Below are 16,086 nucleotides of genomic sequence, written 5' to 3' on the forward strand. Positions count from 1 at the left end.
TTGTTCCATTTTAGAGATTTGTTTAAGATAAGATATAACTCATTGAGATGTGTCATAGTATTCGTCGTTAGAAAACAATTATTGTGACATTATTTCAATGAGTTATCTATTTTTGTCGTGTACAGAGGAATTTTTTAAAAGATTGGCTGAGGTGCTTATTTTAACTAATTTTTTTATTTCTGATAAACAACGTTTACGGGCCTGATTTAGTAAAGACTGCATATCTGGACTAACCTGTTGATCTACATTGATCGATCTGCTTCGGCTGCTCCCAACAACACGCTGGGGAAAAATGCCGCTACGTTGGTATCTGGATTTGGATTGGTTTCTACGTATTCAGCAATACATTCATATTGATAACCACCCGGTGCCAAGGGTATTGCAGCTTTAAGATTCAATTCAAGCGCATCTTTTTGTCCCTGAGCTGCAACCGCAATAGCAGCTGCACCACCTTGACTATGCCCCCATCACCATCCAGTCTTTATTAAATTGCTTCGGCTTCCAAGAATGCAGTGCATGTACAGAATCCACCAAATTATAAACTTAACTGACTACATTCATATAAGGGTGCTGTTTTGGCTTACCTAGTCCTTGATAATCTGTTGTAACCACTACATAGCCATGCCTCAAACAACTGTCGATTGCACCATCTATGACTAGTTGCAAACTATACACAGGCCCATTGTATAATCACTTGAAGGAGCACTTGTATCAGCCACACAGTCGTGCCATGTGCTCATGCCAATACGGTCCAGTCTTGTTTAAGTACTTATCCTTTTGGGAGTAAAATATACCCCGAGGTCAAATGGGTTCGCCATTAACCCCCTCGACTACGATATGCGATCACGTAAGGTTGCCTAGTATGTTGATATGATGTAGGAATCGATTCACGCTGGAGTGACAACACCTGACCTGACAACAATAAAGATAGGTGTGCCAACTAGCATCACCCCATAAAACATTAAAACAAAATATATAAATAATATAAATTCAATAACTTAATCAATAGAATTAACCATTCGTTCAAAACTATATTTCCATTTGTCAAAAGCTAAATAAAGTTTTAGAGTAAATGAGTAGATAAAGACTCTTAAGCTTTCAATCACAACAGTTTTATGATATCTCGTCGATTTATTGCTGCCTAAAAATTTTTTACAATAAGAGAAAAACTGTTGTCACATTGTCACTTTAAAATGAATTAACAAAACGGTTAATGTCATGTGCTGTTGAGCGTGTTATCAATTGATAAGGTTATAACTCCCAACTTTAATACATGATTATAATAATGGAGATACTCAATGAGCGACGACGTTAAAAAATGTCCTGTCACCCACCTAACAACTGATGCTGGTGCTCCTGTTGTAGATAATCAGAACAGTATGACGGCAGGTGCACGTGGTCCTTTGCTTGCCCAAGACCTATGGCTTAATGAAAAACTCGGTAATTTCGTTCGCGAAGTGATTCCAGAGCGTCGTATGCACGCCAAAGGTTCTGGTGCCTTCGGTACGTTTACCGTAACTAACGATATTACCCAATATACTCGTGCTAAAATTTTCTCAGAAGTTGGTAAAAAAACTGAACTTTTTGCTCGTTTCTCTACCGTAGCGGGTGAGCGTGGTGCTGCAGATGCAGAACGCGATATTCGTGGTTTTGCCCTTAAATTCTATACTGAAGAAGGTAACTGGGATTTAGTTGGTAATAACACCCCTGTCTTCTTCCTACGTGATGCTCGTAAATTCCCTGACTTAAACAAAGCAGTAAAACGTGATCCGAAAACCAATAAGCGTAGTGCAACTAATAACTGGGATTTTTGGACTTTACTTCCTGAAGCTCTACACCAAGTTACTATTGTGATGTCTGACCGCGGTATTCCAGATGGTTACCGTCATATGCATGGTTTTGGTAGCCATACTTTCAGTTTTATTAATGCCAATAATGAACGCTTCTGGGTTAAATTCCACATGCGCACTCAACAAGGCATTAAAAACTTAACCGATGCTGAAGCTGAAGCGATTATTGCCAAAGACCGTGAAAGCTCACAAACAGATCTGTTCAATGCAATTGAACGCGGCGATTTTCCAAAATGGAAAATGTACGTTCAAATTATGCCTGAACTTGATGCAGAAAAAGTACCTTATCACCCATTTGATTTAACCAAAGTATGGCCTAAAGGCGACTATCCGTTGATTGAAGTGGGTGAATTCGAACTCAACCGTAATCCTGAAAACTATTTCCAAGATGTTGAACAAGCCGCTTTCGCACCAAGTAACTTGGTGCCGGGTATTAGCTTCTCACCTGACCGTATGCTGCAAGCGCGTTTATTCAACTATGCTGATGCTGCACGTTATCGCGTGGGTGTAAACCATTACCAAATTCCTGTAAATGCACCACGTTGCCCTGTTCATTCCAACCGTCGTGATGGACAAGGCCGTATGGATGGTAACTATGGTTCAACACCGCATTATGAACCAAACAGCTTCAGCCAATGGCAAGAGCAACCACAATACAAAGAACCACCATTGAAAATTACTGGTGATGCTGACTTGTGGGATTATCGTGAAGATGACAGCGACTATTTCAGTCAACCACGTGCATTATTCAACTTAATGAATGATGAACAAAAACAAGCATTGTTTAATAACACTGCTGGCGCAATGGGCGATGCACTCGACTTCATCAAATACCGTCATATCCGTAACTGTTACGCATGTGATCCAGCTTATGGTGAAGGTGTTGCAAAAGCATTAGGCTTAACTGTAGCGGATGCGCAAGCTGCTCGTGCAACTGATCCAGCTCAAGGTAATCCTGGCTTGCTTTAAGTTTTATCTTTGAATAAAAAACCACCTTTTAAGGTGGTTTTTTCTTGGCATTAAATATTCCAATTACCTTCTAATTAATCCTTAAACAATCAGTTTTTTGCCTTCATGCATGGTCAAAAATGGATTCATTAACTTTGATGTTTTACGCATTGCATGATGTAAGTCATGCTCCGGCTGATCTCTAGCTTCATCGGTCAACTGAAAAGTCCGATAATGCATTGCCAATGAACATTTAGACTGTAAGTCTTTATGCGCTTGAAAAGCCTCTTCGGGATTCATATGCAAATATTTCATTAAACGACGTGGCTCATAAGCTCCAATCGGTAATAACGCTACTCGGGGTGCACCTAAGCGTGTATGGATTTGTTTGAAATGAGCGGCATAGCCCGTATCTCCAGCAAAGAAGAAATGTCCTGTACTATGCACGATGGAAAAACCTCCCCATAAGGCATGATTTTGATCTCGCCAACCACGACCTGAACCATGCTGTGCAGGCGTATAAACGATGCGTAAATCTTCAAACATTTCCGATTGCCACCAATCAAGTTCAATGACATTGAAATGTGTGGGTAAATAATAAGCGTTGCCTAAACCGGTATAAATCGGCATAGCAAATTGTTCATGCAACCAATTCAAGGTTGCTAAATCCATATGATCATAATGATTATGGCTCAGTAAAACCCCATGAATGGTGGGTAATTCTTCTAAGGCAATGCCTGCAGGACAAGCACGTCGTGGTCCAGTCCCTTGACGTGGTCCTGCATACTCCGCCCATACAGGATCGGTCAAAAAATTATATGGCCCAATTTGAATTAGCACCGTAGCATGCCCAACAAACCATACCAACCAATCATCCATTTTAGCCAAAGGTCGATTTTGCGGAATGCTACGCGAAGAAGCAAAAAACTGTTGGTATTCTTGCTCACGATCTACTTTCCATGTATCGCTTTTACGCGTCATGATCCATTTCAGCATATCTTTACGCGTAAACGCATCTGGATTTCGAATGGTATTAAAAAAATTTTCCCCATTAAAATGGTCAGTTGCCAGATAATCAAATACAGGCTTCGTCCACGTATGTTTCATACAGCTTTTAGTACTGATTTGAAACTGTGCTGATTGAGTTTTTTGATTCATGTGTATTTAAAATTCATTCACTATGCTGACAAACCTTGCAAAGTATTTAACCTCGCAGACCTATTGATCAAGACGACCTTTCATGCGCTCAAGCCAAACCTTCCGAGATTGAGGCTTGACAAAGAGTGCCACAATTTCAGGATGAAGCTGTTTAATTTGTGCTTCAATTCTGTTGACACAAGCTTCTATATCATCTGACGTTAAATTATCTTTAAATTCAAGACTCAAAGATGCCAAAACTTGATGTGCACCCATCTGCTCTGTTAACACCCCATTGGCAGAATGCACTGCTGGATCTTGCTCTGCAACCATCAAGACATTATGCCTCAATTGTGGGTCAGCAGTTTCTCCCATGAGCAATCCTTTAGTCTCACGTGCAAGTAAGATCGCTGAAATAGCGAGCACCACACCAATTAGAATTGATGCCAGACCATCAAGCATTGGCATATTCAGCGCGTGTGATAAATAGATACCGATCAGGGCAATAAACAGACCAATCAGCGCTGCTGAATCTTCAAATAACACGGTAAATGTCGTCGGATCTTTACTGCGTCGAAATGCTTCAAAATAGCCCTGTTTCCCTTTGATTTTACGAAATGCTTTCAATGCCACAAACCAAGAGGTCCCTTCACACAAAATCGCAATACCTAATACGATATAGTTAATCATCGGATTTTGCATTTCTTCGGGGTGATAAATATGACTAATCCCTTGATAAATCGACACGATCGCACCCAAAGCAAAGACCATCAACGCCACAATAAAAGCCCAAAAATACAGCTCTCGCCCATAGCCAAACGGATGGCGTGCATTTGCTGGCTGCTGCGATTTTTTCATACCGTAGAGCAGTAAGATTTCATTTAAAGTATCAACCACAGAGTGAATAGCTTCACTCAACATGGCAGAACTATTCGTGATATAGGCAGCGACAAACTTCACCAGTGCAATCGCTAAATTGCCGAAGAGCGCTGCATATACCACGATTTTGTTAGATTCAGACATTTAAAATTGTCCTAAATTTATTTTTATCAAACAGATCTATTTGATTTTATAGCTCATTCCATAGTACTCAAACTGACTGTAGCTGTTGTTTGTTATTTTGTTGTTTTTACACCAACTGTCGATTGTTTCGACAATGCCATCATATTCCATGTGAAACACGCTCTTTAGCGCAAAGGTATAGAACAAAAAAGGAAGCCGCAGCTTCCTTATAATTCTCTAGATGTACGAGGTTCAACGTACTTTATTAAAATACTGCTCGCGCCACTCTTTCCAAAAGTACATCACAATACCAAACATCACGACGACGATTCCAACAAAGGCATTGGAGCTAATATGTTCACTGTTCAACGTAGCTCCCAAAACCAATGCTATGACAGGTGTCATCACATTACTGAGTGACACCGTTGATGCGGCCAAACGTCTTATAAGCCAGAAGTAACACAGCATTGCCACAATGGATGACATGATCATGGTAAAGACAAATCCAATCATCGCACGGCCACTTGGCAATTCGGTTGGAAAATGCTGCCAAATAAATGGAATAATGAGCATCGATCCTAAAGCAGAAACAATCAGGGAACCGGTTGCCTGTGACATCGGCTTTAACGGTGCATTAATCTGCTTCACCCAAAAAATCGAACTAATATACGACACCATGCTGATTAGCATCAGTACAACGCCAATTGGATTGACTTTGCTATCAGCAGAATCTGCAAAGACAAAAGTTAGACCTCCCACTGCAACCGCCATGCCCAACCACTGCAAAGCGACCAATTTATGTGTTTTTAAAATTACATGCCCAATCAAACCGGCAATTAAGGGTGAAAAACCAAAAATCAGTGCCATTAAACCAGAGGTGAGATAATTGGCTGCCAGATAAATAAACAACTGTGCGCCAATCAAATTCAAACTCCCTGCCACATAACTTTTTAATGAGGTTTCATCAAACGGCAAAGGATCACGCATCAATTTCAATAGAAACAGCGCAATAATAGATGCGCCGAAGTAACGGATAATCAACACCCACATCGGATGTATTTCCTGCACACTCCACACAATCGCGAGCGGCGTCGTCGCCCAAATCAGTACCAAAAGAGCATATATACTTGCCGTCAGCGGCAGTGAAGATTTCATTTCATTCTCAAATTTGATTGTTCTAACGACTTAACCTGAAACCCACTATTCAGATCTGGAACTACTCGTAAGACCATTAACTAATAAAGTTTAAGACCAATTATTGTTCTCCCCTTTATCAACTAAATTGGAGGCGGTATGAATGCCACCCGATCGTTTGGGGTATAAGGACTTCTCTTCAAACGATCAATAATCTCCCCTAACCACTCTTAAAAAAAAGAGGAGGGAAACATCTAAACGAAATCCATTCTTCACAAAGACTACTCCCTCCTTTGAAAAAGGAGGGCTGGGGAGGATTAAAACCGTTGAATAGATATACATAAGCTAAAACTATATACATGGACTACAAAATAGCTTTATAAGTGCGATGCTAAAACTAAAGACATAAAAAAACAGACCTACGTTACCGCAAGTCTGCTCATCTTAGACATTCAGCTTACTTTACAAGTTTACGTAAATCTTGGCTTAAATCTAAATATTTATCTGCTTCAAACGCTGCATTCTTGCTGATCAGCTTTTTCAGGTGACGCATTTCTTTTGCCGCATTTACCGTAATACCGCCGACAATAACGCCATCAGTCACACCAAACATCACGAATGATGATTCAGCGCGAAGCTCTGGATTGATTTCACCACGAACTTGCCATTCAGCAGCCGCCATGTCACCTACGAACTGATAATTGATGTCCAACTGATCTGTCCAGAACCATGCCGGGTTAGGTGTCGGATGCTCAACGCCCATCACATGACGTGCAAAGATCCCTGCTTGCAGGTTGGCATTTTCCCAAGTTTCGACACGACGGTGGTTACCGCAATTACGAAGTTGAGTTGCCACATCACCTGCTGCATAGATGTCTGCATTTGAAGTCTGGCAGTTTTCATTTACTTTAATCGCGAAATCAACATCCAGGCCAGCTTCTACAGCCAATTGTGCATTTGGCACGATACCAATACCATAAACTACAGCATCAGCGCGAAGTTCTTCACCACCCTCAAGGGTAATCACCACTTCTTCACCATCCAGTTTGCAATCTGCAATTTTGGTTTCCAGACGAACGTCGATCCCTGCCAAACGTTGTTGTTCAAGCAGGAATTCGCTCAGGATACGAGGTGAACAGCGGCCCATCACCATAGGACCCATTTCGATCACAGTTACCTGGCACTCTTTGAAACGTGCTGAAGAAGCAAGCTCAAGACCAATCACACCACCGCCGATCAATACAATACGGCGACCCGCTTGTAATACAGGCACCAATGCTTGTGAATCTTCTAGGTTACGTAGCGTATAAACATGTTTACCCAGCGCATCGAAATTCGGTAAACGGCGTGCTGCACCACCGGTTGCTAGAAGCAACTTGTCAAATGCAACAATTTCGCCATTTTTCAGTTCAACTGTTTTTGCATCGCTATGGATTTTCACAACGCCATTGCCACGAATATGTTCAACACCGAGTTCTGCCAATTTTTCTTCTGACAGAATTTCGATTTTGGTCTCTTCAGGTTTTAGAATTACGTCTTTAGACAAAGGCGGACGTTCATAAGGAAGATGTGTTTCATCACCCACCAAAATGATTTTGCCTTCATACTTGTTCGCACGGAGTTCTAAAATGGCGCTAGCACCAGCTTGACCAGCTCCAACAATAACGATGGTTTCGATACCATTTTGGCTCATGGGTTTGTTCCTTATTTCAATTCTGCAGATACGATGCCGAAGCCCGCAATCCACTCACTAATGTCTTCGTAGCAATGTGTTGTCATGTCGTATTCGCCCACTTCATGTAGTGCAGCAAAAGCAGCCATCCAAGAACGAACTTCTTGACCACCACGACCGCCTTCAACACGAATTTCAGCTTCAGTCATCGCTTCAATGGCAGCAAAGTCAGCTTTGGCGAAAGTATCAAGCAATGCACGATCCCATTCTGGGTTTAAAGGCACTGCGACAGAAGTATCACCCGCTGCGAGTTTTTGACCGACAGCAATGATTTTGCCTTGACGTGTATTACGTGCCTCTTCAGTTGGATTACGACCTGCAATCAGGAACTCTTCCACTTCTGGTGGAACTAAACCCATTTGCGGCGTTGGTGGATCATGAGACAAACCACCTGTACCCAAAACAAGTACACTTTCATTCTCTAAGTTCAATGATTTAATGAACTGACCGACTGCACGACCCAAAGCGACTGTACGCTTGGTTGTTGGCATCGGTGCAGCTGCACCATTGATAAAAATTGGAATCGTTGGATAACGATCAAGCTTGCCACCACAAAGGAAATGTAATGGTTGAGTCACACCGTGGTCTGCCTGCATACGATAAGAGTATGCAACATCGACACCTTCATCCAATACGCGACGAACCAGACTGATTGCTGTTTCTTCAGGCACATTAATGTGGTCATTGTCTTTACCATAATCCCAATCACCTGCTGCTTTGGCACGAATACCGACGCAGAAAGATGGCATGAGGTCATAGAAGAAACCATTGAAATGGTCTGGACCAAAAGTAATGATCAATGTTGGATTATAGTCTTCAACTTCTTTAGCAAGTTTGGCAAAAGTTTCGCGAACTTTTTCCTCTTTGTATTTCTCTTGCGGAGAAGCGAATTCCATTAGGGGACTGTGCGATGCACAAATAAGTTTAACGGCCATGGGTGACTCCTAAACGGAAGGCAGCCAAGACGGCTGCCGAGTAAGTCCTTTACGTATTTGGCGAATTAAATCTCGTCAAAGAAGCCAGCACGTGGTTGACGTAAACCACGGATACCCAGACCACATTCAGCATTAATTAAAACACCAGTTAATGGGCGGTTGTTTTGACGAGAAGCCAATAACACGTATGAACCAGTCATATCTTCAGGTTCGGGTAAGAAATTGAGCGGCATGCCGCGTGCAATCTTCTCAGGATCACGTGCATCGAGTAGACCGAGGTTTTCTTGGCCTAAAGAAGCAGCGCCTTTGATGTTGACATTCATACCCGACGGAGCAACAGCGTTCACTCGTACTTTAGGCGCAAGCTCGTAGGCTAATTCTTTCATGATCCCAACGCCAGCATGCTTAGACGCTGTGTATACAGGGCCTCCGCCTGCCGAATACAGTGCTGAGTTAGACAAAGTAAATATGATAGAACCTTCCGAAGCTATCAATGCATCAAGTGCAGCTTTGGCACCTAAGATGAGAGATTTGGTGTTAATACCCATAATCTCATCAAAAGCTTTCTCCAGCTGTTCACCCGATGTATTGACGATATCTGCGTAATGATCCCAGATACCTGCGTTTCCGACGAAACAGTCAAGTTTGCCATAATGTTCTACAGTTGCTTGAACTGCACGAACATTATCCTCATAGCTGGCTACATCTCCTGCGATCGCAAGCACGCGGTCACCAAAATGTTCTTTCAATGCATCAACTTTCGATTGAGAACGTTGAAGAACAGCAACTTGTGCACCTTCTTCTAAGAAACGTTCAACCAATGCCCAGCCTAAGCCTGAACCACCACCGGTAATAAGTGCAACTTCGCCTTGTAGCCAACCCATGATTACTCTCCTGCCATCTCTACGTATAAAGCACCATCTTCAACAATCACAGGGAATGTCTTGATAGGATCTGTTGCTGGTAAGCATAATGCTTGACCAGTTTTCAAACAGAATCGAGCCGAATGAAGTGGACATTCAACAGTGCCATCATCTTCAAGGTAACCTTCAGACATTGAAGCATTACCATGTGAACAACGGTCGTTCATCGCGAAAAATTCGCCATTGTTGTTGAATACTGCAAGCGCATCGATACCATTCACGCCGCAATCTACTTTCAATGCTTCGCCTTCGTCTAATTCGTCAACTTGGCAAACAAAAATCTTATTCATTAGAAGAACACGCTCAGGTTATGTGAGTTGTAAGTCACCTGATCAAGGGTAATCTTACGGTTGAAGATTTCGAAACCTTGCTCAGTGTCGACTTTGCGGATCTTGTCGTGACGCTTACCACAGTAGACTGTTACATCTTTCTCTTTCTGGGTACGGTACAACAAGTACGTTACGTAAACGTCGTATTCGCCTTCAACTTCAGTCGCTTCAACAATCACATTTGAAACCATGTGTGTTGTACGTGAAGGAGGTTCTTCAGCCCAAGCCATACCTGTCTCTAAACGAGCTACACGGCGTTCCAACAAATCTTTAGTATCGTTAAATACCCAAGTTGTTGGCGGCTCAATCGAACGACGACGGTCACGTGTTTGCGCGTTTGGTGTTGTGCGTAACGTATAAGAAATATCTTCAGCTAATACAGCTAACCAATCGCGGAACTTCCAATCGTCAAGCAATTTTGCTTCACGATAAAGAAACTGACTAATTTGGTGATGGAGTTCTAAACTAATTTGACTCATTTCATAAGCTCCTTCTCATATTCGTCAGCCGCAGCTTCAACGTCTTCCCATTTTTCATGAATCAATAGGTCAGCCCAACGACGGTACATACCACGTGCAGCTGTTTCTGAGAAAATGTAGTTGGTGATACCAGGGATACCATCTTCACGTACTTTCTCGTTACCTTTACCCATTTCCATAATTAATTTGTTTTGACGGGCTTTATAACCACGTAAAACTTTTTGAATTTCAATCCAGTTCTCAGAGTCATCTTGCTCAAGGAAACCAGCAGGACCGAATGCACGTGTTGCAGAACGTTCGAATGCTTCTTTCACTTCTTGAGATGCTTCAGCGTCTGCAATACAGAATGCCCACACTTCAGTTTTGTTTGGACCACGTGGGTGCCATACACGAAGCGTTGCAGTACCGTTCAACCAAGACAATGTTGGGAACATGGTGTTATGACCAGCAAGACGAAGTGCACGTACTTCACCAAGGCGCTCTTTCACTTCATCAAATGTTTCACGGAAGTAGTTCGCCACTTCACCATCTACCCAAACGTTTGCATCTGGTTTTTCAGTAAAGAAGAAGCCTGAACCATGACCGCGTGAACCATATTGAATCGCGTCTTTCGCAGTTTCCCAAACAGGACGAGCAGTTTGTGCAGCACCTAATTTCTTAGATGATTCGTCATCTGGTTTTGCACCCAATACTTGGATTGCAGATGCGTGAGAGAACAATGCGTGATATTGGTCAGATGCGAACTGTTCAGCTGCAAATTTCCAGTTACACTCGATTTCCCACTTGTGTACACCACCGATAATTTCTGTACCACCTGGACGACGGTCAAGAACACCATCTAAGTACCAAGCGATATCGCCCATGTATTCTTCTAGGTCAGGTGTAGTTTCATCCCAACAAGCGAATACTAAGCCTTTGTATGATTTAACACGGTTAACTTCAACAAGACCCCATTTCTCTTTGCAAGCACCGTGCGGGAACGCGCGGTCTTCAAGTGGAATATCTTTTAAAGAACCGTCAATGCCGTAAGACCAGCCGTGGTACGGGCAAGTAAATGCACGTGTATTACCACAGTCTGCGAAACTCACACGCATAGAGCGGTGACGACATTGGTTTAAGAATGCTTTGATTGAGCCATCTTTTTGACGTGCCACGATGATTGGATCTTCACCCATATAGGTATTGAAGAAATCGCCGGCTTTAGGAATTTGGCTCTCATGGCATAGGAATAACCATGTACGACCGAACACACGTTCTAATTCAAGTTCGTAAATGTCTGGATCGGTATAGATAGATGGCGTGATACGTCCATTTTGTGCATCGACTAAAGCATCGATTTCGCGCACATCAATTTTTCCACTCATGAAAAGCTCTCCTGTGACCATAAGGCACAAAGTAATAGACTCAACTTTTCAACGATGATGGATTTTAGAGCGATATTCGGGAAATATTTATTTTGTTTTAATTAAGAGATTTTATGGATTATTACGGTAGATTTTTTTTATGGCATTTTTTTTAAATTGCCGAGAACACCATTTATTTCGTGAATGGTAAAATAATCCTCACGCAATAGTTGTTTATAGATTATACTGAACGGACTTCTAAGTAAGACATTTTTTGGATTACTCCACGGGTTGATTATATGGAATTACGACACTTACGCTACTTTATTACTGTCGCTGAAGAACTCAATTTCAGTAAAGCTGCGTTAAAACTTTATACTGCTCAACCTTCTTTAAGCCAACAAATTAAAGATCTTGAAGAAGATGTCGGCGTAAAACTGTTGCACCGTACTAAACGTAAAGTTGAGCTCACAGAAGAAGGTGCCGTATTTCTAGAACAAGCACGTTTAACCTTGGCACAAGCAGACAAAGCTGTCGCTATGGCACGTCAGGTTTCACAAGCCAAACAGCAGATGCTGCGTATTGGTTTTGTCCCTGTCGCAGAGATGAAAATCTTCCCTTATGTACTGCCAAATTTACGTGTTCAGAACCCAGAACTCAAGATTGAATTACTCAGTTTAAATAACCGCGATCAGATGAAATTGCTGCAAAAAGGTGAACTAGATATCACTTTTACCCGCAATAACTTCCACAGCGACGAAATTGAAAGTCAGTTTGTACTGCGTGAACCGCTAATCTTTATTTTACCCAAAGATCACCCTTTAGCGAAGTACGAACGTATTCCTGTTAAAGCATTGAATGGGATTGATTTTATCATTCCTGCACGTGAACAATCTGGCACGTTGCATGAAGCTATTTTGGACTTTGCTTCGACCCATGGTATTCAATTTAATATCGTGCAAAAAGCCGACAATATCCTGTTTAACATTAACTCCATCGGCATGGGCTTAGGCTGCACGATCCTACCGGGATACATCGCGCCATTGACCATGAACAATACGGTGATTCGTCCTTTAGATGTCGAATTACCGTATCTAGACTTGTATGTAAGTTACCGAAAAACGGCGAGTTCTGTGGCTGTAGATAAATTCCTTGAACTGCTAACCAAAGTTTTTTATCTCGATATCAATCGCGAACAGCGTTAATTTTCGCCAAGTCATAATTTATAGATATAGCACCATTATTTTTGAAATAAATAATGGTGCTTTTTTTATGGCTAAAAAGTCGCTTTTTTAATCGTTTAAATGTTTTAATCGACGCATTTTATCTATCATGCATATCGACTTGATGGAAAATAACTTATAAATTTTAGTTTAGATATTGATAAAAATTGCTAAGAATAGCCGATTTACAACTTAAGTCTAATAAATAATTCCCCTTCCCCAACCATTTAGATGAGCTTATTTTATGCCTTTTTACTGATTTAGACCGTACACTGTCGACCCATTAATGAGAATAATACTCATTTAAAGTATTTCTTTCAAAAGATTTATATAAAAAAAAGGATGGCAAAACCATCCTTTTTTTGAATTTCATGTCAGTGACAAGAAATTACACACCACGCGCTTTTAAATAATCTTTAATCACGGTGTTGAATTCTTCTGCTTTTTCAACTTGTGACCAGTGACCACATTGGCTAAAGATATGCGCATCCGCATTTGGAACTGTGTTCAAAATATCCCACGTACGAGATACTGGAATCACCACGTCTTGTACACCGTGAATCAACAATACTGGCACAGTAATGTCTTTCATTTTTTCAAAGTCGAGTGGGAATTCGAAACGGTCACGGTCGCGTGCGCCAACAACATCCATCAAACGATTTGATGCATAGTCATTTGCAGCAGAAGCGAAACGTACTTTTACCAATTCGTCTGTGATCAAGTCTTTGTTTACAACAAACATAGACAAGGTTTTCTTGATGCCTTCTTCGGTTAATACAGGGTTTGCATGTGCTTTAAGTGCTGCAGTTTGTTTAGCACCGCCTGTACCCATAGACACGATACCCAATACACGTTCTGGATAGTCCAAAGCCATTTGGAATGCTAACCAGCCACCGAGTGAGTTACCCACTAACCAAGTTTTTTCAATACCTAGGGCATCTAACGTACGTACAGCGTGATCAACCCAAGCACGGATACCATAAGCAGTATTCGGTGCAACAACAGTTTGACCATAGCCAATCGTATCGATAGCGATACAACGAGCTTGTTCACCAATTTGTGGAAGGTTTAACCACCAGTTTGCCGCAGCAGATACACCTGTACCTGAACCGTGTAAAAATAGAATTGGTGTGCCTTCACCCACTTCGTGGTAATGCGTTAATTCGCCTTCAGCAGTTTCAATCCATTTATCTTCTAAACCAAAGAATGAATCAGTTGTATAGTCAGGAATCTGAACAGTGCTCATACATGCTCCTCGTATTGCGTAGAGCTTATGTTTCAATCCATAACGGATTTAAACACAAGGGGGACTCTTTTGGATTTTGTGGTTTTTACAGTCTCATATTACCTGTTCAGCCACTGCTAACTGATACATATTTACGATCATAAACAACAAATAGACTATAATTTAAGTTATTGTTTTTAAATACATAACTCAAAAATATATCCATAAAATCTTTGAGGTATTTCTTTTTTAAATAAACCAGCGAATAAAAAGGGAAGCAATGAATCCACTTCCCTCTTTTTTATCCTGAGAAATTAGAACTTATAGGTATAAGTTGTCGCGACACGGTACTCTTGCAAGTCAGATTTGTAATCGAAATCGGCATCGATATACATTGCCTGGAAGCCTAAGCCCTTCAACTTACCTTCAGGCACGGTGTAGTTCACGATTAAGTTAAGCTCATCAGATTTTTGATCTTTCAGGATGCCATTTGCAGTACCAATTTCTGCATCAGAACCTGTAAAGTAAACCGCTGTAGCATTTAGGCCTTTCGCACCAAGCTCTGCAAAGTCATAACCATACGTAAAGCCCCATGATTTTTCATTTTTTGCAGTAAATGTTGCTATACCCCAGTTGACTAAGTACGGCTGCGGCACCCATCCACCCAGTGTTGGGAATGCATTATCACCAAACATTTGTTGATAGCCCAAACCAAAGGTATGCGAACCGTAATTCACTTTCGCACCAACCGATAATGCTTGGTTATCAATTTCGCCATATAGTTTGTCACCCGAATCCGAGTTATCGAAGTAACGGATATGGCTATCCAGTTTGGCTTTGTCACCTAACTTGGTTTTATAGTTCGCGCCAACATATTGCTGTGTGTAGATGTCTTGAACATCGGCATACCAGTAGCTACCACCAATTTCAGGTGTGAATTGATGGTCAATACCCGCAATATACATACCATCAGAAGTTGGCCCAAGATCATAATGACCCATGGTGCCATCTGGTAATCTTTTACCTGGAGCGAACATTGATAAATCACGGAATTGGTTGTCATAACGGTTATTGATCCCGTCAATGTATGCCAAAGTTAACTTGGTATCTTTAATCTCTTTCGATTCTAACCATGCACCGCTATAGGTTGTCATTAACTGACGTGATGGATCGAAAACCAACACTGGAGAAACCGGTAATAACTCACCCACTTTCAACTCAGTTTCAGATACTTTGGCTTTAAGGGTCACGCCCACTTTACCAAAGTTATCTTTTGATTCTTTACCATCGTGCGGCAAGATCCAGTCTGGGTTTTTATCACGTGCATTGAGTTTAAATGCATGTTGAACCAAAAGGTCAGCACCCACTTGAATACCTGCACCAATATCTTGATACCCTGACTTGGCATCCAAAGTCACACCCTGTGACCATGAACCCCAGTTACCCGCTGGATTTTCTTTAATTTGACGGTCTAAGTAGAAGTTTTTAAATTTCAATTGTACTTGGCTGTCGTCAACAAAGTCCGCATAAGTTGCAGATGTTCCTAATGTTGCTGTCGCAGCAAGAATTGCTATCCATAAATTTTGACGACGCATGGCTTATTCCCAGTGATCAAATTAAGCTATGACATCATCATGCTCAACAATACCTTGGAAAAAAATCCGACTACAGTATTAAGGTTTATCAGGCTTTTGTACGACTTGAACTTTAAATGCGATATCTGGTTATTTTCCTTAGAGATTAAAACAATAACTCCCTTTTATCATTTAGAACGGCTGATTAAATTAACCCCATGTTTTATTAACATAAAATTTAAAGTTTTTTAT

Annotated in this window: 13 protein-coding genes; 2 read left to right on the forward strand and 11 right to left on the reverse strand. The window is 41.4% G+C overall.

The window, feature by feature from the left end; all coding sequences use genetic code 11:
* Positions 1 to 1,298: 1,298 nt before the first annotated feature.
* Complete coding sequence (locus FTU37_RS03020) at positions 1,299 to 2,819, forward strand: catalase (protein WP_168377922.1); 1,521 nt, start codon at positions 1,299 to 1,301, stop codon at positions 2,817 to 2,819.
* Between the two features lie 81 nt (positions 2,820 to 2,900).
* Here the strand turns inward: FTU37_RS03020 and FTU37_RS03025 are convergent, their stop codons facing one another.
* The 9 genes from FTU37_RS03025 to hcaE all read right to left on the reverse strand — a co-directional run bounded on the left by FTU37_RS03025 (position 2,901) and on the right by hcaE (position 11,833).
* Complete coding sequence (locus tag FTU37_RS03025) at positions 2,901 to 3,956, reverse strand: MBL fold metallo-hydrolase (protein ID WP_168377923.1); 1,056 nt, start codon at positions 3,954 to 3,956, stop codon at positions 2,901 to 2,903.
* Positions 3,957 to 4,016: 60 nt separating this feature from the next.
* Positions 4,017 to 4,958: a cation diffusion facilitator family transporter gene (locus tag FTU37_RS03030; RefSeq protein WP_078192768.1), complete on the reverse strand. Its 942-nt coding sequence runs from the start codon at positions 4,956 to 4,958 to the stop codon at positions 4,017 to 4,019.
* 231 nt (positions 4,959 to 5,189) lie between these two features.
* Positions 5,190 to 6,092: a DMT family transporter gene (locus FTU37_RS03035; RefSeq protein WP_168377924.1), complete on the reverse strand. Its 903-nt coding sequence runs from the start codon at positions 6,090 to 6,092 to the stop codon at positions 5,190 to 5,192.
* A gap of 436 nt (positions 6,093 to 6,528) precedes the next feature.
* A complete protein-coding gene (hcaD, locus tag FTU37_RS03040) occupies positions 6,529 to 7,764 on the reverse strand; it encodes a 3-phenylpropionate/cinnamic acid dioxygenase ferredoxin--NAD(+) reductase subunit (RefSeq protein ID WP_168377925.1) in 1,236 nt (411 codons plus the stop codon).
* 11 nt (positions 7,765 to 7,775) lie between these two features.
* A complete protein-coding gene (locus FTU37_RS03045; RefSeq protein ID WP_168377926.1) occupies positions 7,776 to 8,738 on the reverse strand; it encodes a 3-carboxyethylcatechol 2,3-dioxygenase in 963 nt (320 codons plus the stop codon).
* Positions 8,739 to 8,803: 65 nt separating this feature from the next.
* Positions 8,804 to 9,622 carry a 3-phenylpropionate-dihydrodiol/cinnamic acid-dihydrodiol dehydrogenase gene (hcaB, locus tag FTU37_RS03050; protein WP_078192772.1) on the reverse strand — a complete coding sequence of 273 codons (819 nt, stop codon included), beginning with the start codon at positions 9,620 to 9,622 and terminating at the stop codon, positions 8,804 to 8,806.
* A gap of 2 nt (positions 9,623 to 9,624) precedes the next feature.
* Positions 9,625 to 9,951, reverse strand: a complete 327-nt coding sequence (hcaC, locus tag FTU37_RS03055; protein ID WP_067763933.1) for a 3-phenylpropionate/cinnamic acid dioxygenase ferredoxin subunit — start codon at positions 9,949 to 9,951, stop codon at positions 9,625 to 9,627.
* A complete protein-coding gene (gene hcaF, locus FTU37_RS03060) occupies positions 9,951 to 10,469 on the reverse strand; it encodes a 3-phenylpropionate/cinnamic acid dioxygenase subunit beta (RefSeq protein WP_168377927.1) in 519 nt (172 codons plus the stop codon). Before hcaF ends, hcaC begins: the two co-directional genes overlap by 1 nt.
* On the reverse strand, positions 10,466 to 11,833 hold the full coding sequence (gene hcaE / locus FTU37_RS03065; RefSeq protein ID WP_067763943.1) for a 3-phenylpropionate/cinnamic acid dioxygenase subunit alpha: 1,368 nt from the start codon (positions 11,831 to 11,833) through the stop codon (positions 10,466 to 10,468). Before hcaE ends, hcaF begins: the two co-directional genes overlap by 4 nt.
* Before the next feature lie 278 nt (positions 11,834 to 12,111).
* Between hcaE and hcaR the strand changes: the two genes are divergently transcribed.
* Positions 12,112 to 13,017 carry a DNA-binding transcriptional regulator HcaR gene (hcaR, locus tag FTU37_RS03070; protein WP_078189744.1) on the forward strand — a complete coding sequence of 302 codons (906 nt, stop codon included), beginning with the start codon at positions 12,112 to 12,114 and terminating at the stop codon, positions 13,015 to 13,017.
* A gap of 406 nt (positions 13,018 to 13,423) precedes the next feature.
* Here the strand turns inward: hcaR and FTU37_RS03075 are convergent, their stop codons facing one another.
* Together FTU37_RS03075 and FTU37_RS03080 are read right to left on the reverse strand one after the other, a co-directional pair.
* On the reverse strand, positions 13,424 to 14,281 hold the full coding sequence (locus FTU37_RS03075; RefSeq protein WP_168377928.1) for an alpha/beta fold hydrolase: 858 nt from the start codon (positions 14,279 to 14,281) through the stop codon (positions 13,424 to 13,426).
* Between the two features lie 293 nt (positions 14,282 to 14,574).
* Positions 14,575 to 15,855: an OprD family outer membrane porin gene (locus FTU37_RS03080; protein WP_168377929.1), complete on the reverse strand. Its 1,281-nt coding sequence runs from the start codon at positions 15,853 to 15,855 to the stop codon at positions 14,575 to 14,577.
* Positions 15,856 to 16,086: the final 231 nt, after the last annotated feature.

It is taken from the genome of Acinetobacter sp. YH12097, from assembly GCF_013419225.1.
Classification (GTDB): domain Bacteria; phylum Pseudomonadota; class Gammaproteobacteria; order Pseudomonadales; family Moraxellaceae; genus Acinetobacter; species Acinetobacter amyesii.

Coding starts and splice junctions, on each gene's coding strand:
- FTU37_RS03020 (WP_168377922.1), top strand. CDS start 1,299: ATGAGCGACGACGTTAAAAAATGTCCTGTCACCCACCTAACAACTGAT.
- FTU37_RS03025 (WP_168377923.1), bottom strand. CDS start 3,956: ATGAATCAAAAAACTCAATCAGCACAGTTTCAAATCAGTACTAAAAGC.
- FTU37_RS03030 (WP_078192768.1), bottom strand. CDS start 4,958: ATGTCTGAATCTAACAAAATCGTGGTATATGCAGCGCTCTTCGGCAAT.
- FTU37_RS03035 (WP_168377924.1), bottom strand. CDS start 6,092: ATGAAATCTTCACTGCCGCTGACGGCAAGTATATATGCTCTTTTGGTA.
- hcaD (WP_168377925.1), bottom strand. CDS start 7,764: ATGAGCCAAAATGGTATCGAAACCATCGTTATTGTTGGAGCTGGTCAA.
- FTU37_RS03045 (WP_168377926.1), bottom strand. CDS start 8,738: ATGGCCGTTAAACTTATTTGTGCATCGCACAGTCCCCTAATGGAATTC.
- hcaB (WP_078192772.1), bottom strand. CDS start 9,622: ATGGGTTGGCTACAAGGCGAAGTTGCACTTATTACCGGTGGTGGTTCA.
- hcaC (WP_067763933.1), bottom strand. CDS start 9,951: ATGAATAAGATTTTTGTTTGCCAAGTTGACGAATTAGACGAAGGCGAA.
- hcaF (WP_168377927.1), bottom strand. CDS start 10,469: ATGAGTCAAATTAGTTTAGAACTCCATCACCAAATTAGTCAGTTTCTT.
- hcaE (WP_067763943.1), bottom strand. CDS start 11,833: ATGAGTGGAAAAATTGATGTGCGCGAAATCGATGCTTTAGTCGATGCA.
- hcaR (WP_078189744.1), top strand. CDS start 12,112: ATGGAATTACGACACTTACGCTACTTTATTACTGTCGCTGAAGAACTC.
- FTU37_RS03075 (WP_168377928.1), bottom strand. CDS start 14,281: ATGAGCACTGTTCAGATTCCTGACTATACAACTGATTCATTCTTTGGT.
- FTU37_RS03080 (WP_168377929.1), bottom strand. CDS start 15,855: ATGCGTCGTCAAAATTTATGGATAGCAATTCTTGCTGCGACAGCAACA.